Raw genomic sequence first — 21,812 nt, forward strand, 5'->3', positions numbered from 1 at the left:
CGCCAGAGAAAACGATTACATGCAAGAGACTCCCCTGGATGTACAGGGCGCCAGCGAGATCCGTCGCGCCGGTGTCGACCTCAACGGATTGATGACTGTCCTTGGCAAGCATCTGTATTCCACCCCGGTGGTGGCACTGCGCGAACTGGTGCAGAACGCGCACGATTCACTGGTGCGGCGGCGCCTGGAGCAGGCCGACTGGCAGGACCCGGGCCGGATTGAAGTGCATGGCGATGCCGTCAACGGCATCGTGCGCATCATCGATACCGGTGCCGGCCTGACCCAGCAGGAAATCCACGATTACCTGGCCACGGTCGGCGTGGGCTACACCCGTGGCCTGCGCCAGGCGGGTGAAGACGACGAGGGGCTGATCGGCATGTTCGGGCTGGGCTTCCTGTCCGCGTTCGTGCTGGCACGCCGGGTCACCGTGCGCACCACCTCCTACCAGCAGCCGACGCTGGGCCACTGCTACGTGTCCAGCAATGCCGAGCAGTACACGGTGTCACCGATGCCGGCCCGTGCGGTGGGGACCGAGGTGATCCTCGAGCTGCACAGCAGCTACGTGCATCTGGCGCAGGAGCAGAACCTGCGCGACATCCTCGGCCGGTACTGCGCGTTGCTGGGGGAGCCGATCCACATTGGCCAGGATGCGCGCGCGATCAATCCCGAGCCGCCGCCGTGGCGACCACAGGCCGGTGTGGTCATGCACCCGCTGCAGGCGCAGCGCCGTGGCCTGGAGTTTGCCGCGCACTTCGAACGCAGCTTCGAGCCGATCGCCTGCATGCCGTTGCGCGCCGATGGCGGCAGCGATGCGGTGGGCCTGCTCTGGGTACAGGACGGTGCCACTTACGGCACCAGTGACAACCGCAATCTCTCGGTGTTCGTGCGCGGCATGCTGCTCGACGACGACGCACGCGATCTGCTGCCACCGTGGGCCGGTTTCATCGGCGGGGTGATCGAATCGAGCCGGTTGACGCCCACCGCCAGCCGCGAAGACCTGCAGCGCGATGAAACCTACAGCGCCGTGCAGCATGCGCTGGGAGAGGCCCTGATCGATGGGCTGGTGGAGATCGCACGCCAGCAGCCCGAAGCATGGCGACGCATTCTGGTGCGGCACAACGAAGCGCTGCTCGGGGCGTCGCTTTGCGACGACCGCCTGTTCCAGCTGCTGCTCGAACACGTGCGCGTGCCCAGTTCGCAGGGTGACATCAAGGCCAGCGAACTGCCGTCGCGCGGTGCGGTCCACGTGATCCTGGACAGCGGCGGCGGGTTCGAGGAAATGCTGTTCCGTGCGATGGGCGTGCCGGTGGCGCATGGCAACCGTTACGCGGTGGTGCCGTTCCTTCGCCGCTGGACCCAGGCCAAGGGCATGCGCCTGGTGGAGCTGGGCACCGAGCAGGGCAACCGCGCGCTGTTCCGCACCGATACGCTGCCCGATGCCGAAATGGACTGGCTGCAGACCCATCTGGGTGACGGCGAGCAGTTGCTGCCGGCGCATTTCAGCCCGTCTGAACTGCCGGTGGTGGTGGTGCCCGATCGCGAGGCCGAGCTGAAACGCCGTCTGGAGGACGACGAGAACGACAAGCGCGTGTCGATGGCCGCGCTGCGGCTGGCGCGACAGTTCACCGCCCGGATCGTGGCGCGCGCCCCGTCGCGCCTTTACCTCAACCTGGACAACCCCGCCGTGCAGGCGCTGCTGGCGGCGATGCGCGCCGGCAACCCGCAGGCCGCGTCCGCTGCACGCCTGCTGCGCTCGCTGAAGGTGATCGTCAGCGCGCAGGGCCGCGCACAGGACGGCGGCGCGGCCAGCACCGATCTCAACCGCGCGTTCGGCGACATCGCCGATGCCCTGCAGCAGATGCTGCAGGCGCGCTGACCCTCCCTTTCTTCAACGTTACGCACCACAGGACGGCACGACCGCATGGATATCTGGAATTGGGTTGAAAAACTGCAGGACGATCTCGGCGAAGCCGGGCAGGCGCAGAGCGCGCAGCTGCTGACGCGCTTGACCGATGAGGTCTGCGAACTGCGCATGGACCGCGTGGATGCCCTGCTGCCCGAAGCGCGTGCGCTGGGCAAAACGCTGGGCAATCCGTGGCTGGAGGTGTTTGTCGGCCACTGGGACATGCGCAACCGCGTCGGCAACCGACTGGAAGGCGAGTCGGCGCTGGGCGACGCCGTGGCGCTGTTCGAACGCGCCCACCGTGCCGATACGGTGGAGTGCCCGCAGTCGATCTGCGTGACCCAGGACCTGGCGGCCTGTTACGGCAACATCGATGGCCCCGGCTGGGTGCCCGAGCGCATCGAGGTCTGCGAGGAAACGCTGGCGCGGATCAATCCGAGCTGGGCGTGCTTCCAGTGCCTGAGCTGCGAGAAGGCCGATGCACTGCTCGATGACGGCAACAGCCAGGGCGCGCTGGATTATCTCGATGTGCAGGCCGGTACCGTGCTGGCGCACGGCGGCAAGGTATACGACAGCTTCCCGGAGATGCGCATCAAGATCCTGCTCGCCAGCGGCCGCGCGGCCGAGGCGCTGGCGTTGATCGATGTGCGACAGGCCGAAGTGGACGCCGAAGGTGACTACGAGCCTGCCAACTGCACTGTTCCGCGCAAGCTGTCGCGCGCGTGGGCACTGGCGCAGCTGGGCCGCGACGAGGAGGCGCTGGCATCGCTGGTACCGTTCAACCAGCTGTCGCCCAATTACCGTCGCATGTGGGCGCACACCGTGGCGCTGCTGGTGCGCAATGCGCCCGAGCGCAACAGTTGGGATCTGGGGCGCCGCCTCAACGCGACCCTGGCGCATTACGCCGAGGTCGGTGCACATCGCTTCGTGATCGAAATCGCCGGGCTGTGCGTGGACATGGCGCTGCAGCGCGGTGCGGTGTGGACCGCGCGCCGTCACCTGGCACTGGCCCGCCAGCACGTGGGCCAACTGCGCCAGGACCGCGGCGCCAGCGATGCGATCGCCGCGATGGCCGCACGGATCGATGCCGCTCCCAGCACCGCCGCGTTGCCTGTTCCTGCCGAAGGCCTGCTCGACTGGCTGGTTGAACAGGGCGAGCAGGGCGATGGGCGTGATCCGGAGCGCGAGGCGCAATGGCTTCTGCAGGGCGTGGAGCAGCGTCCCGACGACGCAGCCATGCTGGATGTCGCCGCCTCGGCGCTGAACGCCTGTGGTGCGGAGGAAGAGGCCATCGCGTTGCTGTGGGCGTTTGTCGAGCGCCACCCGCATGAGGATGCCGCCCCGGCGTACTCGCTCCTGCGCCTGCTGGTGCAGCGTGGCGACCAGGCCGGGCTGGACCGCCTGATGCAGCATTACCAGGCGCAGGTGCCGGTGTTCGCACTGTGGTGCCAGGCGCAGATGGCACACAAGCTGTCCGACTGGGCCACGCTGGAGCAGGCGTGCAGCGCGCTGCTGGCGCTGTCGCCGCAGTCGCATGGTGCGCGCAACCTGCTGGGCGTGGCCTTGATGGCGATGCAGCGCTTCCAGGATGCCGCCGTGCAGTACCGCCACCTCACCGAGGTGCTGGAGGAACCGCGCAGCGCGCATTGGGATCACATGACCGCCGCCAGTGCCGCCCGCGACTGGGCGGCCGTGCGTGGCTCGGCAGCGGCCATCGGCATGGAGCTGGACAGCACCGACGGCCCGGTCGAGGAATCCTTCGGCTGGGTGATCATCCGCTGCACCGACGGTGGCGAGCCGATCGAATACTATGCGCGCCGCACCGGCCCGGTCACCGCGCGGATTGTCGAGAACGCGCCGGCCAACCGCCGCCAGCGCGTGGACGACTGGGTGGTGTTCGACGCCGAGCTGGTGCATCCGGCGCCGGAGGACGAGCAGGAGCGCGAGCGCTTCATGCCCACCTATGCCGAGGTCCATCTGCTTGAAAGTGGTGGCTATGCGGGCAGCTGGCTGGTGGATGGCGTGCATCCGGGCGAAGACGCGTGGAGTGCCTTCGCCGAGGCGGTCGAGGCCCGTGGCTGGAAGCTGTGGACGCATAGTCCGGACGACTACCAGCTCACCGATGCCGAAGGCGACGATGTGCCACTGCCGGGCGTGCTGTTCACCGTGGCGCAGCCGCAGGAACAGCCGTCGCTGGACCTGCACCGGTTCCTGCTCGACGCGACCGCGCAGTGGCCGCACCAGCTGTGCTGGCTGCGCCTGGCCGAAGCCTGCGACCAGGACGCGCAGCGCCACCTGGACGTGATCGAGCGTTACGGTCTGTGATGGCCGGGCCGGGCGCGCCAACGGGGCGCCCGGCCCATCGACAGGGAAGGAGACGAGGTATGCGGATGTCACAGTGGACGCGGGTGTGTGGTGGCCTGGCAGTGGCGCTGCTCTGCGCGCCGACAGCGCAGGCCGGGCAGGTGTGCGACGACCCGGTGGTGGTGGCGCGCCGGTTCCAGCAGGCCAGCATGGACGGCCTGCTGGCGACGCCGGCGGAGGTGTTGACGCCCGCGCTGGGCAGGTTGTTCGCCGAGGAGCGCGACTGCCAGGAGCGCGAGCAGGGCATCTGCCATCTGGACAGCGATCCGTGGCTGGACGGCCAGGATGGCGAGATCGACGCGCCGTTCGCGTTCGCGCGCGTGGCGGGCAGCGCCGCCGACGTCGCCACGGTGGAGGTGCGTTATGCGGTATGGGGTGAGCCGTACCGCGTCCTGCTGTCGCTACGCCAGCGCGGCGATGGGTGCTGGGGCGTGGACGACATGACCACCCAGCGCGGCAGCCGCCTGCGCGATCAACTGACCGAACCGCTGTAGGCGACTAGCGCGCGTGGCCGAACACCAGTTCGATCACGAACTGGCTGCCGAAGAACGCCAGCAGCAGCAGGCCCATCGCGGTCAGGGTCCAGTGGACGGCCTTGGCGCCGCGCCAGCCATAGCGGCGGCGGCCGATCAGCAGCGTGCCGAACACGATCCACGACAGGATGCTGAGCACGGTCTTGTGCACCAGCTTCTGCGCCAGCAGATCGTCGACGAACAGCACGCCGGTGACCAGGGTCAGGGTGAGCAGGGCGAATCCGACGGTGATCACCCGGAACAGCAGCGCTTCCAGGTCGGCCAGCGGCGGCAGCGCACGCAGCCAGGGCCGGAAGTCGCGCCGGCGCAGGGCGCGTTCCTGCAGCCACAGCATGATCGCCAGCAGCGCGGCCACGCTCAGCGTGGCGTAGGCCAGCAGCGCCATCCAGGCATGGGTGGCGAGCTGCCAGCCCAGCGGGCGGCTCGGCTCATGGCCGTAGCCGTGGTAGATGCACAGCACCGCCGCGGCCATCGGGAACACCAGCACGCCCAGTGCGGCCATCCGGCCCCGGGCGGCCACCAGCGAGGTCAGCCAGGCCATGCCCAGCCCGACCAGCGACAGCGCCGCGAAGAAGTGCATGTCTGGTCCGCCGCTGGTGCGCATGGCCACCAGAACGTGGTAACTGCCATGCAGCAGCATCGCCGGCAGGGCCGGCCACAACCAGGCCGGCGAGCGCGGGCCGTCATCGCGGCTCACCGCGCGCACCAGCAGGCCGGTCGCGGTCAGGTAGAGCAGGGTGGCGATGAGAACGATTGTCATCGTGTCAGTTTCGCATACCCCCGGGATGCTGGCGATGCCTGCGGCGACAGGCCGCAGCGGCGATCCGGCGGCCGCAGCGGACCCGCTATACTGTCGGTCTCTTTGTCTTTCGTTCTGAACAGGTTGCCTCCATGTTCGAGTCCCTGACCCAGCGCCTCTCCGGCACCATCGAGCGGCTGCGCGGCCGCGGTCGCCTCACCGAGGAAAACATCCGCGAGGCCACCCGCGAAGTCCGCATCGCCCTGCTCGAGGCCGACGTCGCGCTGCCGGTCGTACAGGCCCTGATCGAGCGCATCAAGGTGCGCGCGGTCGGCCAGGAAGTGCTCAAGTCGCTGACCCCGGGCCAGGCCCTGATCAAGGTGGTGCGCGACGAGCTCACCACGGTGATGGGTTCGGCCGCCTCCGACCTCAACCTCAACGTGCCGGCCCCGGCGATCATCCTGATGGCCGGCCTGCAGGGCGCGGGCAAGACCACCACGGTGGGCAAGCTTGCCAAGCACCTGAAGGAAAAGCGCAAGAAGAAGGTGATGGTGGTGTCGGCCGACGTCTACCGTCCGGCCGCGATCGAGCAGCTCAAGACCCTGGCCGACCAGGTCGGCGTGCTGTTCTTCCCGTCCACCGCCGACCAGAAGCCGGAGGCCATCGTCCGTGCCGCCATCGACGATGCGCGCAAGTCCTTCGTGGACGTGCTGCTGGTCGATACCGCCGGTCGCCTGGCCATCGACGACGCGATGATGGCCGAGATCAAGGCCCTGCACGCAGCGGTCAACCCGGCTGAAACGCTGTTCGTGGTCGATGCCATGACCGGCCAGGACGCGGCCAACACCGCCAAGGCCTTCGGCGAAGCGCTGCCGCTGACCGGCGTGGTGCTGACCAAAACCGATGGCGATGCCCGCGGCGGTGCCGCGCTGAGCGTGCGCTACATCACCGGCAAGCCGATCAAGTTCGTCGGCGTCAGCGAAAAGCCCGACGGCCTGGACGTGTTCCACCCCGATCGTCTGGCCAGCCGCATCCTGGACATGGGCGATGTGCTGTCGCTGGTGGAACAGGTCGAGCAGCAGGTCGACAAGGACAAGGCGGCCAAGCTGGCCGAGAAGGTCGCCAAGGGCAAGAAGTTCGACCTCAACGACATGCGCGACCAGCTCGAGCAGATGCAGAACATGGGCGGCATCGGCGGGCTGATGGACAAGCTGCCGGGCCTGGGCCAGATCCCCGAGCACCTCAAGCAGCAGGTCAGCCAGGGCAAGGAAGTGCCGCGCATGATCGCCATCATCAACTCGATGACCAAGAAGGAACGGCGCAATCCGGGCCTGCTCAACGGCTCGCGCCGCGCCCGCATCGCCCGCGGTTCCGGCCTGACCCCGGCCGACGTCAACAAGCTCATGAAGCAGTTCCAGCAGATGGAAAAGATGATGAGCAAGATGGCCGGCGGCGGCATGAAGGGCATGATGCGCAGCATGAAGGGGATGATGGGCGCGATGGGCGGCCGCGGCGGCCTGCCGTTCCGCTGAGTGCCCTGTGCGCGGCCGGCCTTCGGGCCCCGCGCCGCCTCTGCTTCTACGAAATGGCCGCACGCGTCACCCGCGTGCGCTTTTGCCTCTTGCCAGCGTCTGGGCCGGGGTGCTTGACTAGCCCGCTGTTGGATCACTCAAAGGAATGCCCGTGAACAAGTCGATCGTGGTGGTGGCGCTGGTCCTGGCGCTGACCGCCTGCAAGGACGACACGTCGATGTCGCAGAAGGCAGGCAGTGCGATCAGCGGCACCGCCGCCGATTTCGTCGCCGGCCTGGGTGAGGGCGTGGACAAGCGCATGAGCGTGACGCTGCAGACCGACCCGGGTCTGGCCGCACGCGGCCTGACCGTGACCCAGGGCAAGAGCCGTGGCATGGGCTCCAAGGACGCAGCGGTGTACGTGATGGCCGACAAGCCGTTCAAGGGCAGGCTGGTGGCGCGCGCGCTGGATGCCGATGGCACCGAGATCGGCCGGGCCGTGGTCGACGAAGAATTCGCCGCCGACGACGCGCGCTATGTCACCTTCACGTTCAACGAAGAAATGGACAGTCAGCTGGTCCGCACCTACGCGGTGTCGGCGCGCTGACTCCTGCCGGCGTGCATGCCGGGCAGGGCGGTGCGGCGTATGCTGGCCGGGTCTGACCCTACAGGTGCGCCGCGCGTGAGTCTTTCGCCGATCCTCGAACGCGCCGACAGTTTCTGTCGGCGTTTTGCCTTGCAGGCGCCGATCCTGCTCGCCCCGATGGCCGGTGCCTGCCCGGTGCCGTTGTCGGCGGCGCTGGCCACGGCCGGCAGCATGGGCGCGATGGGCGCGGTGCTGTCCCAGCCGCAGGACATCGTGGCGTGGATGGACGACTTCCGCGCTCGGTCCAGCGGGCCTGCGCAGGTCAATGTCTGGATTCCCGATCCGCTGCCCGCGCGCGATGCGGACGGCGAGGCGGCGACCCGGGCGTTTCTGTCGCAATGGGGCCCGGAGGTGCCGGCCAGTGCCGGTGACGCCAGCCCGGCCGATATCGATGCCCAGTTCGACGCGCTGATCCAGGCGCGGCCGGCGGTTGCCTCCACCATCATGGGGGTGTTCTCCGCCGCCCAGGTGCAGCGGCTGAAGGACGTGGGCATTGCCTGGTTCGCCTGTGCGACGACGCTGGCCGAGGCGCTGGCGGCGCAGGCCGCCGGTGCCGATGCGGTGGTCGCGCAGGGATGTGAAGCCGGTGGCCATCGCGGTGCGTTCGATCCCGCTGCGGCCGAACGCCAGCAGGTGGGACTGTTCGCGCTGCTGCCGCGGCTGGTTGACCACCTGCAGGTGCCGGTGATCGCGGCCGGCGGCATTGCCGATGGCCGCGGCGTTGCCGCCGCGCTGATGCTGGGCGCCAGCGCGGTCCAGGTAGGCACCGCCTTCCTGCGCACGCCCGAATGCGCGCTCGATCCGGCCTGGTCGCAGGCGCTGGCCGCCGCCGAACCGGAAGACACCTGGCCGACGCGCGCCTTCAGCGGCCGCCTCGGCCGGGGTCTGGCCACTGCCTATGTTCGCGCGGCGGCGGCCCCCGGCGCGCCCCCGCCGCGGCCATATCCGGTGCAGCGCGGCCTCACCGCGCCGATGCGCGCGCAGGCCAGCCGGGAGCACCGCCTCGACGCGATGCAGGCCTGGGCCGGGCAGTCGGCGTGGATGGCGCCGGCCCGCCCCGCAGCCGAGGTGCTCACGCAGATGTGGGCGCAGGCCCGGGCGCTGCTGGCATGAAGCTGTACTGCAACGGCCTGTCTGCCAGTGCCGACGACCTGGCCGGCGCACTGACCAATTACGGCCATTTCACCTCGCTGCAGGTACGCGACGGGGCCGTACAGGGGCTGGACCTGCACCTGCAGCGGCTGCAGCAGGGGACGCAGGAACTGTTCGCCAGCACGCTCGATACCGCCCAGGTCCAGGCCTGGATGTGGCACGCGCTGCACGCTGCGGGCGTGCGCGATGCATCGCTGCGGGTGACGGTGTATTCGCACTGCTTCGATTTCCGCCAGCCGCTGCAGGCGGTACCGGTGGACGTGCTGATCGCGGTTGCCGCGCCGGTGACGCTGCCGGCGGCCTCGCGCTGTCTGCGCACGGTGCGCTACCAGCGCGACCTGCCGCACCTCAAGCACGTGGGCACGTTTCCACTGTTCGAGCATCGCCGTGCGGCCCTGCAGGCCGGAGCCGACGATGCACTGTTCGTCGGCGACGGGGGTGTCATCAGCGAGGGCACCACCTGGAACATCGGCCTGTCCGCCGGCGACACCCTGGTGTGGCCGCAGGCGCCGGCGTTGCGCGGCACCCATGAGCGCCTGCTGCAGGCGGGATGGAACGGGGACCAGCAGCGCCGGCCGGTCGAGCTGGCGGCGCTGCCCGGGTTCAGCGGCGCGTTCGCCTGCAACTCGGTCGGGGTCTGGCCGATTTCACGGATCGATGGGCGGGTGCTGCCGGACTCCGAGGCGCTGTGCGCGCGGGCGCGGGCCGTCCTGGCGGCGGTGCCGTGGCAGCCGTTGGGCGGGTAACCGCCGGGTAAAGGGGCTGTTCAGCTTTTCCGGCCGGGGCAGGCTTGGAATGGCCCGGGTGCGCCGCTATAATCGCCGGCTTACCGCGCCATCCTGGCGACTGGGCAATTGAGGAAGCAACATCATGGTCAAGATTCGACTGACCCGCGGCGGCGCCAAGAAGCGTCCGTTCTACCACATCATCGTGACCGACTCGCGCAGCGCCCGTGACGGCCGCAACATCGAGCGCGTCGGCTACTACAACCCGGTGGCCCAGGGTGCGGAATCCCGCATCGTGCTGGACCTGCCGCTGGTCGACAAGTGGGTCGCCAACGGCGCCCAGATGACCGACAAGGTCCGCAACCTGTACAAGGAAGCGACCAAGGCCCAGGCCTCTGCGGCCTGATCCTGAAGGGCCGCGCCTGCCGCGGCCCACCGGTCTATTCAGATGAAAGATACCGAGCGCCGCATCCTGCTGGGCAGGATTGTCGGCGCTTTTGGTGTGCGAGGCGAGATCAAGCTCGAGTCCTGGACCGAGCCGCGTACCGCCATCTTCAACTATCAACCCTGGATCCTGCGGTCGCCCGCCGGCCAGGAACGCACCCTGACCGGGGCGCGCGGACGTCAGTCCGGCAAGCATCTGGTCGCGGTGTTCCCCGATGTCACCGATCGCGATGTGGTCGAGTCGATGTACGGGACCGAAGTCTGTGTGCCGCGCAGCGCGCTGCCGCCCCCGAAGGCCGACGAGTATTACTGGGTCGATCTGGAAGGGCTGCAGGTGCGCACCGTCGAGGGCGTCGAGCTGGGCCGGGTGTCGCACCTGTTCTCGACCGGCTCCAACGATGTGGTGGTGGTGCAGGGCGACCGTGAGCGGATGATTCCGTTCGTGCAGCCGGACTTCGTGGTGTCGGTGGATTTCGAGGCCAATCTGGTCATCGTCGACTGGGATCCGGAGTTCTGACGCCGGTGCGTATCGACGTCATCACGTTGTTCCCCGAGTTCATGGCGCAGTCGGCCGCGCTGGGCGTGGTCGGCCGTGCCGCCGAACGCGGCCTGCTCGACCTGCATGGCTGGAATCCGCGCGATTACGCCGAGGGCAACTACCGCCGGGTGGACGACCGTCCGTTCGGCGGCGGCCCCGGCATGGTCATGCTGATCGAGCCGCTGCGCGCCTGCCTGGCGGCCGCCAAGGCGGCCGACCCGGCGCCGGCGCCGGTGATCTATCTGAGCCCGCAGGGCCAGCCGCTGACCCAGGCCAAGGTGCGGGAACTGGCGGCACTGCCGCGCATGATCCTGCTGTGCGGGCGCTATGAAGGCGTGGACGAGCGTTTCCTGGCGGCCGAGGTCACCGAGGAAATCTCGATCGGCGACTACGTGCTGTCCGGCGGCGAGCTGGGCGCGGCGGTGATCGTCGATGCCGTCACCCGGTTGCAGGAGGGTGCCCTCGGCGATGCCGAATCGGCGGCCCAGGACAGTTTCGAAGGCCCGCAGGGGCTGCTGGACTGCCCGCACTACAGTCATCCGGCACAGCATGAATGGGGCACGGTCCCCGATGTGCTGCGCTCGGGCAACCATGCCGCCATCGCCCGCTGGCGCCGCCAGCAGTCGCTGCTGCGGACCTGGTTGCGTCGCCCGGACCTGCTGGACGAAAGCCGGTTGTCCAAGGCCGACCGGCTCCTGCTCGAGCAGGCCCGGCAGGCCCACAGCGGAGATGCCGCCCCCTAGCGTGGCGGCGTTTCCTGGATTAGAATGCGGGATTGCCATCGCCCCTCTTGGGGGCTGGTTGGCGGAATCCCTACAAAAAACGTGCAGCACAGTCCGGTGACTGCATGAGCCCACGTTGTCGAACGACACGACCACCCGAACACTATCGGTGCACCCATGAGCAAGCTGAACAAGACCATTCTTTCGGATTTCGAATCCGCCCAGATTACCCGTGAACTGCCGAAGTTCAGCCAGGGTGACACCGTCGTCGTCAACGTGAAGGTGAAGGAAGGCAACCGTGAGCGCGTGCAGGCTTACGAAGGCGTCGTGATCGGCACCAAGAACGCCGGCCTGAACTCGGCCTTCACCGTCCGCAAGATCTCGCACGGCTACGGCGTCGAGCGCGTCTTCCAGACCCACAGCGCCATCATCGACTCGGTCGAAGTGAAGCGTCGCGGCAAGGTCCGCGCCGGCAAGCTGTACTACCTGCGTGGCCTGGAAGGCAAGGCTGCCCGCATCAAGGAAGATCTGGCTGCCGCTGCGCAGGCCAAGGCTGCCCGCCTGGCTGCGAAGGCCGCCCAGTAATTCCGGCGTGGTGTACCGGCCTCCGGGTCGGTACCTGCCCAACAGACGGCCACCTTCGGGTGGCCGTCTGCGTTTCGCGATCCAGTTACGGGCGGGTGGGGGCGGCCGGGTCCGGATCGGCCACCGGCGACGGCGGCATCGAGGGGACTTCCGACGGGGCGGCCAACTCCCCGCGATGGGCGGGCAGCATGCGCGCCTTGCGCCAGCCGCCCCAGCGGTAGTAGGCCAGCGACAGCAGCATCGCGAAGAACGAACTGACCGGGAAGCTCCACCACACCGCGTCAGCGCCCAGGTACGGCTGCATGCCCTCGGCGAACGGCACGCGGATGCCCCACAGCGACACCGCCAGGATCAACAGCGGCGGAATCACCGCACCGGTGGAGCGCACCACGCCGGAGATCACGAAGTTCACGCCGAAGAACAGGAACGACCACACCGCGATGTGGTTGAGGTGGCGGGCCACGTCGAGCGCTTCGCTGCCGCTGGGCAGGAACAGCGCCAGGGTGTAGCGGTCGAGCAGGATCAGCGGCAGGATCAGCGCGCCGGTCAGCAGGAAGTTGTAGAGCACGCCGCTGCGCGCGGTGCCGCGCACGCGGCTCCAGTTGCCGGCGCCCACGTTCTGCGCGGCCATCGACGAACAGGCCGCGCCGATCGCCATTGCCGGCATCTGCACGTACGTCCACAACTGCAGCGACGCGCCGTAGGCAGCGGCGGTATCGGTGCCGTAGCCGTTGACGATGCTCACGGTGACGATCATCGACAGGGAGATGAGCACCATCTGCAGGCCCATCGGGATGCCCTTGACCACCAGTGCGCGCAGGATCTCCGGGTCGATCCTGAACAGCGCCATGTCCTTGCGGCCCAACCACAGCACGTGGCGCTTGTTGCGCATGTACAGCAGCAGGCCAAGCAGCGACACGGTCTGGGCGATCAGCGTGGCCCACGCGGCACCGGCGATGCCCAGTGCCGGGAATGGGCCGATGCCGAAGATCAGCAGCGGGTTGAAGCCGATGTCCAGCACCACCGACAGCAGCAGGAAACGGAAGGGCGTGCGCGAGTCGCCGACGCCGCGCAGCGCCGAGCTGAGGAAAGCGAACGCGTACAGCGTGGGCATGGCCAGGAAAATGATGCGCAGATAGGCCTCGGCCAGCGGCAGCGACGTGGCGGGCGTGCCCATCGCGGCCAGCAGGGGGTGCGACAGCCACCAGCCGGCGATGGCGATGACCACCGAGAGCCCGATGAAGAACGTGGCACTGGTGCCCATCACCCGGCGCGCCTGCGGCAGGTCGCGCGCGCCCATCGCCTGGCCGATCAGGATGGTGGCGGCCATGCCGATGCCGAACACCGAGCCGATCAGGAAGAACATGATGCTGTTGGCGTTCGCGGTGGCGGTCAGCGCCGCCTCGCCAAGGAAGCGCCCAACCCAGATCGCGTTCACCGAGCCGTTCAGTGACTGGGCGATGTTGCCGGCCAGGATCGGCAGGGCGAACAGGAACAGGTTGCGCCCGATCGGGCCGGTGGTCAGGTCAAGCGGCGCTTTGGCCATGTGCTCTGGAGATCAGGCTCTGGGAGCGGCACACTAGCACCACGCCCGTCAGCGGGATATCGCCATGCCACACCCGTTTCATCCGCGCCTTCGGACCCTTCCCACCGTGCCTGTATGGGCGCGCTCCTGCACTGCGCTCTTGATTGCCGGTGCACTGGCCGCATGTTCGAGTACGGACCGCCTGGGGGATGCCCAGGTACGGCCGATGGACCGACCCGAGTGCCAGGTTGGCAGCCAGCGCCGCGATCTGGACGCCGGGGTACCGGTACTGATCGGTGGCACCGGTTGCCGTGGCAATCCGGACGCACCGCAACCGCTGAATCGACGACCGGCCAACGCCGTGGAGCTGGGCAAGCAGAATGACTGACGCAACACCCGTGGCCGCCGTGCGGCTGGATGTCTGGTTGTGGGCCGCGCGCTTCTACAGGACCCGCAGCCTGGCCAAGCAGGCGGTGGAGACCGGCAAGGTCGACGTCGCCGGACAACGCCCCAAGTCCTCGCGCGCGGTGCGCGTGGGCGAGCAGCTGCAGATCAGCCGAGGCGATGAAACCTATGAGGTGCAGGTCCGCGGCCTGAGCGACCTGCGTGGGCCGGCGCCGGTGGCGCAGCAGCTGTACGAAGAAAGCGAGGCCTCGCGCGCGCGTCGGGCGGAACTGCGAGCGCAGCGTGCCGCCGCAAAGAATGGCTACCAGCCGCCGGAGCACAAGCCGGACAAGCGTGCGCGCCGGTTGATCCGGGCGTTGGGGGATATTGACGCGATCTGAGTGCCGACCCACGGTCGGCACCCAGCGCGTCGCATCAGCTGTGCAGGTCGTAGCGGTCCAGTTCCATCACCCGCACCCAGGCGGCGACGAAGTCCTGCACGAACTTTTTCTCGCCATCGGCGCTGGCATAGACCTCGGCGAGGGCTCGCAGCACCGAGTTGGACCCGAACACCAGATCGGCGCGACTGCCGGTCCAGCGCGCGGCACCGCTGCTTTCGTAGCCGTTGCCGTTGGCCTTCCACTGCGTGCGCATGTCCAGCAGGTTGACGAAGAAGTCGTTGCTCAACGTGCCGGGGCGGTCGGTCAGCACGCCCTGCGTATTGCCGTCCGTGTTGGCGCCCAGCACGCGCAGGCCGCCGACCAGCACGGTCAACTCCGGAGCCGTCAGGGTGAGCAGCTGCGCCTTGTCGATCAGCAGTACCTCGGCCGGCACGCTGTAGCGGCCCTTGAGGTAATTGCGGAAGCCGTCGGCGTACGGCTCGAGCACCGCGAACGATTCAACGTCGGTCTGTTCCTGGCTGGCATCGGTGCGGCCGGGGGTGAAGGGCACCTGGATGTCATGGCCGCCGGCCTTGGCCGCCTGTTCGATGCCCACACCGCCGGCCAGCACGATCAGGTCGGCCAGCGATACCTGCCTGCCGCCGCCGTTGCCATTGAAGCCGGTCTGGATCTTCTCCAGCGCGGCCAGCACCTTGGCCAGCTGCTGCGGCTGGTTGACCGCCCAGTCCTTCTGAGGCGCCAGGCGGATGCGCGCACCGTTGGCACCGCCGCGCTTGTCCGAGCCGCGGAAGGTGGAGGCCGACGCCCACGCGGTGGCGACCAGCTCGGACACGCTCAAGCCGCTGGCGGCAATCTGCTGCTTCAGCGTGGCGATGTCGGCCGCGTCGATGCCCGGCTGCGTCGCTGCCGGCACCGGGTCCTGCCAGAGGAATTCCTCGGCCGGCACTTCCGGGCCCAGATAGCGCGAGCGGGGGCCCATGTCGCGATGGGTGAGCTTGAACCACGCACGCGCGAAGGCATCGGCGAAGGCCTGCGGGTCGGCCAGGAAGCGGCGCGAGATCTTTTCGTAGGCCGGATCGACGCGCAGCGACAGGTCGGTGGTGAGCATGCTCGGGCGATGCTTCTTTGACGGATCGTGCGCGTCGGGAATGACCGCCTCGCTGTCCTTGGCCACCCATTGGTGCGCGCCGGCCGGGCTCTTGGTCAGCTCCCACTCGTGCTTGAAGAGCAGCTCGAAGAAGTCGTGGCTCCACTGCGCCGGGGTACGCGTCCAGGTCACTTCCAGCCCGCTGGTGATGGTGTCGCCGCCCTTGCCGCTGCGGAACCTGTTCGCCCAGCCCAGGCCCTGGTGTTCCAGGCCGGCGGCTTCCGGTTCCACGTCCACGTTGTCGGCCGGGCCGGCGCCGTGGGTCTTGCCGAAGCTGTGGCCACCGGCGATCAGCGCCACGGTCTCCTCATCGTTCATCGCCATGCGGCCGAAGGTGTCGCGGATGTCGTAGGCGGCCTTGAGCGGGTCGGGGTTGCCATCCGGGCCCTCCGGATTTACGTAGATCAGGCCCATCTGCACCGCGGCCAGCGGGTTCTCCAGCGTGCGCGAGTGGATGTCGCCATCGGCGTCGTCATCGGACACCAGCACGCCGTGGTCTTCCACCACGCCTTCGGACCCATGCGCATAGCGGACGTCACCGCCGAGCCAGGTGGTCTCGCGACCCCAGTACACATCCTGGTCCGGTTCCCAGGTATCCGGGCGCCCGCCGGCGAAGCCCAGGGTCTTGAAGCCCATCGATTCCAGCGCGACGTTGCCGGTGAGGATCAGCAGGTCGGCCCAGGAGATCGCCTGGCCGTACTTCTGCTTGATCGGCCACAGCAGGCGCCGCGCCTTGTCCAGGCTGACGTTGTCCGGCCAGCTGTTGAGCGGGGCGAACCGCTGCTGCCCGCGGCCGCCGCCACCGCGCCCGTCGCCGATGCGGTACGTGCCGGCGCTGTGCCAGGCCATGCGGACGAACAGGCCGCCGTAGTGGCCGAAGTCGGCCGGCCACCAGTCCTGCGAATCGGTCATCAGCGCGGCAAGGTCGGCCTTGAGCGCCGCGTAGTCGAGCTGCGCGAACGCCTTGGCGTACTCGAAGCCCTCATCCAGCGGATGGGAGCGGTTGGAATGCTGGTTGAGCAGGTCCACGCGCAGCTGCTTGGGCCACCAGTCGCGGTTGGTGGTGGCGTCGCCGACGAGGGCGTGGTTGAAGGGGCACTTTGCTTCGCTTTTCATGGGCATCTACCTGTGTACCAGCGAATGGGACGCCTCCGCGCCGGAGCGTGGAGGGCGATGTCGGTGGGCGCGCGTTCCCGCAGGAGCCGCGTCGCCGCCAGGCCCTGGCGGCTGCCGGGGCGTGCCGTGACGGCATGCAGACACGGTAAGCACGCCCGTTCATTCGGTAAATTCGAATAAATCAACCAAAGCGATAGCTACAGCCTATTTCTATCCCGCACTCAGCGTTTGCCCCCCAGCAGGCCGCCACCCAGCTTGAGCAGGTCGCCGATGCCCAGCTGCCCGTCGCCGTCCTGGTCCAGCACCGAGGTCAGCAGCCCGCCGCTGCTGGCGGCCTGGGCTTCCTGCCCGAGCGCCTGGCCGAGCTGGGCCGGGTTGCCGCCGTTGGCGAAGCGCTGGGCCAGGTAGGCCATCACGATCGGCGCGAGGATGGCCAGCAGCTGGCTGGTCTTGCTGCTGTCCAGGCCGGTAGCCTGGCTCAGGCCCTGGGCGGCCCGGTCGCTGTTGCCGCCGAACACGTGGCCGAGGATGCCTGCGCCATCGGTGGCGCTGCCGCCGCCACCGCCGAGCACGTTGCCGAGCAGACCACCCAGATCGAAACCACCGCTCCCGCCGCCGGCGTGGTCGCGCTGCAGCGCCCCCAGCAGGGCTTCGGCACCCTGCGGTTGCTGGGCATTGCGGCCCATTGCGCCCATCAGCAGCGGCAGTGCCGCACCGATGGCGCTGCTGGCCTGGTCGGAGTCGATGCCCAGTTGCCGGGAGACCTGCTGCAGGCCTTGGCCCTGCTGCAGTTGCTGGAAGAGGGAAGCGGCGAGCGATGCGTTGTTCACGGCGGACTCCGGAGCAGGGATGGGAACCGGCCGAGCATAACGCCGCCTCCACGACGGGAATGCGAAGGCGTCACGCCGAGTGCGCCGGGTGTGGGGGGGCGGACAGCGCCGGCTCCCCGGCCGGCACTGCGGGATGGCCTCAGATCAACGTCTTCAGGCGGTACAGCGCTTCCAGTGCCTGTCTGGGGGTCAGCTCGTCCGGGTCGATGGCCGCCAGCGCATCCTGTGCGGCGGTGTTGGGCGCGTTGAACAGCCCGAACTGCTGCGGTGCATCCAGAGCCTGGGGCGCCACCGTGGCGGCCTGGCTCTCGCCGCCGCGCTGCTCCAGCTCGGCCAGTCGGCGCCGCGCCTGCGCGACGGTCGACTTCGGCAGGCCGGCCAGCGCGGCCACCTGCAGGCCGAAGCTGCGGTTGGCCGGGCCGTCCTTCACCGCGTGCATGAACACCAGTGCATCGCCGTGTTCGACCGCGTCCAGGTGCACGTTGGCGATGCCACTGGCACCACCTTCATGCTGCTCGTCGGCCAGCGCGGTCAGTTCGAAGTAGTGGGTGGCAAACAGTGTGTAACAGCGGTTCTGGTAGGCCAGGTGGCGCGCCACGGCATCGGCCAGCGCCAGGCCGTCGTAGGTCGAGGTGCCACGGCCGATCTCATCCATCAGGACCAGCGAGTGCGCGCTGGCGTGATGCAGGATGTAGCTGGTTTCGGCCATTTCGACCATGAAGGTCGACTGGCCGCGGGCGAGATCGTCGCCCGCGCCGATGCGGGTCAGGATGCGGTCGATCGGGCCGATCACGGCGCGGCTGGCCGGCACGAAGCTGCCGATGTGGGCCAGCAGCACGATCAGCGCGTTCTGGCGCATGTAGGTGGATTTACCGCCCATGTTGGGGCCGGTGATCACCAGCATGCGGCGGTCCGGGTGCAGGTCCAGGTCGTTGGGTTCGAAGGGCTGCTCGCGCACCGCCTCGACCACCGGGTGGCGGCCGCGCTCGATGCGCAGGCACGGCGCGGTGTCCAGCTCGGGCCGCGACCAGTCCAGCGCCTGCGCGCGCTCGGCGAAGCCGGCCAGCACGTCCAGCTCGCTCAATGCGGCGGCACACTGCTTGAGCGGTTCCAGCTGGCCGCCCAGCGTATCGAGCAGCTGTTCGTACAGCAGCTTCTCGCGCGACAGCGACCGCTCGCGTGCGGACAGCACCTTGTCCTCGAAGGACTTCAGTTCTTCGGTGATGTAGCGCTCGGCATTGGTCAGGGTCTGGCGGCGGGTGTAGTGCACCGGCGCCTTGTCGCTCTGTCCCTTGCTGATTTCGATGTAGTAGCCATGCACGCGGTTGTAGCCGACCTTGAGCGTGGCGATGCCGCTGCTGGCGCGTTCGCGCTGTTCAAGGTCGATCAGGAACTGGTCGGCGTGGGTGGACAGGCGGCGCAGCTCGTCCAGCTCCGCATCGAACCCTTCGGCGATGACGCCGCCATCGCTGAGCTTGAGCGGCGGCGTCGGTGCGATCGCCGAGGCCAGCAGGTGTGCGCATTCGTCGTGCGAGCCCAGTGCGTCGCGCAGCGCGACCAGACGCGGCGAATCCAGCGGCGCCAGCACCGCGCGCACCTCGGGCAGCAGGCCCAGGCCATCGCGCAGGGTGGAGAAGTCGCGCGGACGCGCCGAGCGCAGCGCCACGCGCGTGAGGATGCGTTCGAGATCGCCCAGCGCCCGGAACGCGTCGCGGACATCGCCGTCGGCACCGCGATCGATCAGGGTGGCCACCGCATCGTGGCGCTGTACCAGCACCTCGCGCAGTCGCAGCGGGCGGTGCAGCCAGCGCCTCAGCAGGCGCCCGCCCATCGGCGTGACCGTGGTGTCGAGCACGCCCAGCAGCGTATGGCGGGTGTCGCCATCGACGCGCGTGTCCAGTTCCAGGTGGCGGCGCGTGGCCGCGTTCATCGCGATGGCCTCGCTCGCCGTTTCGGTGGCGATCGCGGTCAGGTGCGGCAGGCGCTGCTTCTGGGTTTCTTCGACATAGCCCAGCAGTGCGCCGGCTGCGGCGGTGGCGCGCGGCTTGTCGTCGATGCCGAAGCCGCTCAGATCATGCAGCTTGAAGAAGGCCAGCAGCTGGCGGCGGCCGCTGTCGGCATCGAACAGCCACGGCGCGCGGCGGCGGATGCCGGTACGGTGGCGCAGGAAGTCGGGCCAGTCTTCTTCGTCGGGCACCAGCAGCTCGGCCGGTTCCAGCCGGGCCAGCTCGGCTTCCAGGGCGTCGTCGGAATCGACCTCGTTGACCAGGAAGCGGCCGCCGGCCAGGTCGGCCCAGGCCAGACCGTAGCCCTGCTTGCCGCGCGACAGCGCCATCAGCAGGGTGTCGCGGCGCTCGTCCAGCAGCGCCTCGTCGGTGACGGTGCCGGGAGTGACGATGCGCACCACCTTGCGCTCGACCAGGCCTTTGGCCAACGCCGGATCGCCGATCTGCTCGCAGATCGCCACCGATTCGCCCAGCGCCACCAGACGCGCCAGATACCCCTCGTACGCGTGCACCGGCACCCCCGCCATCGGGATCGGCGCGCCGCCTGAGCTGCCGCGCTGGGTCAGGGTGATGTCCAGCAGCCGCGCCGCTTTGCGCGCGTCGTCGTAGAACAGCTCGTAGAAGTCGCCCATGCGGAAGAACAGCAGCAGGTCCGGATAGTCGGACTTGGCGGCGAAGAACTGCTTCATGAGCGGGGTGTGCTCTGAAGAGGCCTTGAGGCTGCTGCCCTTTTGTTTTGAATCAATGGCTTGCAATGGAGTCCGTCTCGATGAGTGAGGGCGGGTTGCCGTCAGAAACGGCAAGTAACGGGGTTTTTCTGTTGTGATGGTGTTGCGACGCCAGTCAGGACACGGACGATCATGCCGAAAGTCGTTGCGACGGGCCGCGCGACACGGCGCGAGATCGCCAAGTTTAGTCTGACCTACCTGCAAATGATGGAGCTTTCCGTGTGCCGCAGCCCTGCTTCAGGGGGCAGTGTGCCAAGCTCGTCGAGCGGCTGGCGGATCAGACCGTCGATGGTCCGGCGTTCCCCGAGATTGAGCAGCAAAGCGCTTTGGAGTCCAATTCTCAACCACAAGGCGATTGGACGTGAAGAAGCGTTCTTCCGAAGCGCAGATCATCGGCTTTCTGCGCGAGGCCCAGGCGGGCATGCCGATCAGGGACGCATGCCGCCAACATGGCTTTCAGTGAGGCCGCCTACTGCCTGTGGCGCAGCAGGGTCGGTGGCATGACCATGCCTGACGCCAAGCGGCTCAAGGACCTGGAGGCGGAGAACACGCGCCTGAAGACGCTGCTGGCCGGGCAGGTTCTCGAGAACGACGTCATCGAGGGGGCGTTGCGGAAAACGGGGTTACGGCCCAGGCATGATCCATCTGAAACTCGGGCAGCAGGAGCTGGTAGTGAACTACAAGCCGGTGGAGCGCCTGTATCAGGAAGCGGGCTTGCAGGTGCGTCGCAGGAAGCGCAGGAAGGTTCCCGTTGGTGCGCGGCAACCTTTGCTGCGTCCCTCGGCCGCCAATCAGGTGTGGTCGATGGATGTTGTGTTCGACCGCACCGCGTAAGGCCGGGCAATCAAGTGACTGACCATCGTAGACGACGCCAGCCACGGGGCTGTGGCCATCCAGGTGGAACGGGCCATCCCCGGCCAAGGCGTTGCCAGAGGCTGGACAGACTGGCCGTTCAGCGCGGTTTGCCGCAGGTGATCAGGGCAGACAACGGCAAGCCGTTTTACGGCAGGGAAGAGCGCGCCGGACGCCGCTTGGATTGGCTTGACAATGCTAGGATCGGTGCTTTGGTGGTGAGTGACCCATACAAAAAGGAGGGCCTATGGACTTGGTGAAGATTGCGGGGCAAGTCAGTCGCGACGCGGACCAGAGTACAAGCGATTTGTTGAAGAAGAACGTTCAGTTCGCGGAAGGGCAGGCCGAGCTTCGCAAGATTGAGTTGGATCAGCAGGATGAAAAACGCGAACGCAGGAGCCTGCGTAGCGAACTTGAAGCCATTCAGTACGGTCAGGAAAAATCCCGTGAAGTGGATGCGCTGAAAAGTGAGTTGCGCATGCTGAAACATAGCAATGAGGTTTTGCGCGACATTGCGGCGGATGTCATTCTGGACCGTTCCAGCATCCGGAAAGCAATCGAGGCGCTCAAGAGCAAGTGGGTCGAACCCTCGCGCTTTGATGAATTCAACGCCGACTACGTGCGCATGCGCGCAGACGAAAAGCAGAAGATCGAAGGCGACGACGAGCAGCAGGCCAGCGCTTACAGGCTGGTGGATGATGTGCTCAGTGGATGGTCACATCCATCATCAACCCGCCGTCGTCGTCCACCGGGATCAACGCCGTAACGTGATGACTGTGTTGTTCAGAACAGCCCCCGATTGGGGGCTTTTTTGTTCCTGTCATTGCTTGATTGCCTGCGAGGGGCGGTGTGTACGTTCAACGATGGGAATATGAATCAGCCTGCGGGAACGACCCGTCGCCGGCAGGAGGTCCCGTTCAATCGCTGTCGGGTGCCGCCAGGCTGTCGAATGGGGCGGGGA

General features: G+C 68.0%; 19 protein-coding genes and 1 pseudogene. 15 read left to right on the forward strand and 5 right to left on the reverse strand.

Annotated features, from left to right (window positions below):
* Positions 1-19 precede the first annotated feature (19 nt).
* The 3 genes from OC534_RS12330 to OC534_RS12340 are packed head-to-tail and all read left to right on the forward strand — an operon-like array spanning position 20 to position 4,761.
* On the forward strand, positions 20-1,876 hold the full coding sequence (locus tag OC534_RS12330) for an ATP-binding protein (RefSeq protein WP_017355331.1): 1,857 nt from the start codon (positions 20-22) through the stop codon (positions 1,874-1,876).
* Between the two features lie 45 nt (positions 1,877-1,921).
* On the forward strand, positions 1,922-4,228 hold the full coding sequence (locus tag OC534_RS12335) for a hypothetical protein (protein ID WP_262071867.1): 2,307 nt from the start codon (positions 1,922-1,924) through the stop codon (positions 4,226-4,228).
* Between the two features lie 59 nt (positions 4,229-4,287).
* Positions 4,288-4,761, forward strand: coding sequence for a hypothetical protein (locus OC534_RS12340; RefSeq protein WP_262071868.1), 474 nt, complete (start codon positions 4,288-4,290; stop codon positions 4,759-4,761).
* Between the two features lie 4 nt (positions 4,762-4,765).
* Here OC534_RS12340 and ccsA read toward each other — a convergent pair whose 3' ends face one another.
* Positions 4,766-5,560, reverse strand: a complete 795-nt coding sequence (gene ccsA, locus OC534_RS12345) for a cytochrome c biogenesis protein CcsA (protein WP_017355334.1) — start codon at positions 5,558-5,560, stop codon at positions 4,766-4,768.
* Positions 5,561-5,691: 131 nt separating this feature from the next.
* On the opposite strand from ccsA, the gene ffh reads away from it, so the two are divergent.
* The 8 genes from ffh (at position 5,692) to rplS (ending at position 11,862) form a co-directional block, all read left to right on the forward strand.
* On the forward strand, positions 5,692-7,071 hold the full coding sequence (ffh, locus tag OC534_RS12350; protein WP_017355335.1) for a signal recognition particle protein: 1,380 nt from the start codon (positions 5,692-5,694) through the stop codon (positions 7,069-7,071).
* 151 nt (positions 7,072-7,222) lie between these two features.
* Positions 7,223-7,657: a hypothetical protein gene (locus tag OC534_RS12355; protein ID WP_262071869.1), complete on the forward strand. Its 435-nt coding sequence runs from the start codon at positions 7,223-7,225 to the stop codon at positions 7,655-7,657.
* A gap of 75 nt (positions 7,658-7,732) precedes the next feature.
* Positions 7,733-8,809 (forward strand): nitronate monooxygenase, encoded by a 1,077-nt coding sequence (locus OC534_RS12360; RefSeq protein ID WP_166472756.1) that lies wholly within the window; start codon positions 7,733-7,735, stop codon positions 8,807-8,809.
* A complete protein-coding gene (locus OC534_RS12365) occupies positions 8,806-9,594 on the forward strand; it encodes an aminotransferase class IV family protein (RefSeq protein WP_017356069.1) in 789 nt (262 codons plus the stop codon). Before OC534_RS12360 ends, OC534_RS12365 begins: the two co-directional genes overlap by 4 nt.
* Before the next feature lie 124 nt (positions 9,595-9,718).
* Positions 9,719-9,979: a 30S ribosomal protein S16 gene (rpsP, locus tag OC534_RS12370; protein WP_017356068.1), complete on the forward strand. Its 261-nt coding sequence runs from the start codon at positions 9,719-9,721 to the stop codon at positions 9,977-9,979.
* A gap of 42 nt (positions 9,980-10,021) precedes the next feature.
* Positions 10,022-10,534 carry a ribosome maturation factor RimM gene (rimM, locus tag OC534_RS12375; protein WP_262071870.1) on the forward strand — a complete coding sequence of 171 codons (513 nt, stop codon included), beginning with the start codon at positions 10,022-10,024 and terminating at the stop codon, positions 10,532-10,534.
* Positions 10,535-10,539: 5 nt separating this feature from the next.
* Positions 10,540-11,298, forward strand: coding sequence for a tRNA (guanosine(37)-N1)-methyltransferase TrmD (gene trmD / locus OC534_RS12380; protein WP_017356066.1), 759 nt, complete (start codon positions 10,540-10,542; stop codon positions 11,296-11,298).
* 156 nt (positions 11,299-11,454) lie between these two features.
* A complete protein-coding gene (rplS, locus tag OC534_RS12385; protein WP_017356065.1) occupies positions 11,455-11,862 on the forward strand; it encodes a 50S ribosomal protein L19 in 408 nt (135 codons plus the stop codon).
* A gap of 85 nt (positions 11,863-11,947) precedes the next feature.
* On the opposite strand, the gene OC534_RS12390 is transcribed toward rplS, so the two are convergent.
* The gene (locus tag OC534_RS12390) at positions 11,948-13,408 is read right to left on the reverse strand and encodes an MATE family efflux transporter (protein ID WP_262071871.1); all 1,461 of its coding nucleotides are present in this window, start codon (positions 13,406-13,408) and stop codon (positions 11,948-11,950) included.
* Between the two features lie 139 nt (positions 13,409-13,547).
* Here OC534_RS12390 and OC534_RS12395 point away from each other — a divergent pair, with 139 nt between their 5' ends.
* Both OC534_RS12395 and OC534_RS12400 read left to right on the forward strand, forming a co-directional pair.
* On the forward strand, positions 13,548-13,775 hold the full coding sequence (locus OC534_RS12395) for a hypothetical protein (protein WP_229296448.1): 228 nt from the start codon (positions 13,548-13,550) through the stop codon (positions 13,773-13,775).
* Entirely contained in the window at positions 13,768-14,172 is a 405-nt protein-coding gene (locus tag OC534_RS12400; protein WP_262071872.1) for a S4 domain-containing protein, read from the forward strand. Before OC534_RS12395 ends, OC534_RS12400 begins: the two co-directional genes overlap by 8 nt.
* Before the next feature lie 34 nt (positions 14,173-14,206).
* Here the strand turns inward: OC534_RS12400 and katG are convergent, their stop codons facing one another.
* From katG to mutS, 3 genes are all read right to left on the reverse strand, one after another.
* A complete protein-coding gene (gene katG / locus OC534_RS12405; protein WP_017356061.1) occupies positions 14,207-16,435 on the reverse strand; it encodes a catalase/peroxidase HPI in 2,229 nt (742 codons plus the stop codon).
* A gap of 221 nt (positions 16,436-16,656) precedes the next feature.
* Complete coding sequence (locus OC534_RS12410; RefSeq protein ID WP_017356060.1) at positions 16,657-17,265, reverse strand: DUF937 domain-containing protein; 609 nt, start codon at positions 17,263-17,265, stop codon at positions 16,657-16,659.
* A gap of 139 nt (positions 17,266-17,404) precedes the next feature.
* Positions 17,405-19,960, reverse strand: coding sequence for a DNA mismatch repair protein MutS (gene mutS, locus OC534_RS12415; RefSeq protein WP_262071873.1), 2,556 nt, complete (start codon positions 19,958-19,960; stop codon positions 17,405-17,407).
* 400 nt (positions 19,961-20,360) lie between these two features.
* On the opposite strand from mutS, the pseudogene OC534_RS12420 reads away from it, so the two are divergent.
* Positions 20,361-21,009 (forward strand): annotated as a pseudogene (locus OC534_RS12420) (transposase); the annotation flags it as partial.
* Positions 21,010-21,098: 89 nt separating this feature from the next.
* Positions 21,099-21,617 (forward strand): hypothetical protein, encoded by a 519-nt coding sequence (locus OC534_RS12425; RefSeq protein ID WP_017356057.1) that lies wholly within the window; start codon positions 21,099-21,101, stop codon positions 21,615-21,617.
* Positions 21,618-21,812: the final 195 nt, after the last annotated feature.

The sequence above is a fragment of the Stenotrophomonas sp. Marseille-Q5258 genome (genome assembly GCF_946900935.1).
Lineage (GTDB): Bacteria > Pseudomonadota > Gammaproteobacteria > Xanthomonadales > Xanthomonadaceae > Stenotrophomonas > Stenotrophomonas nematodicola.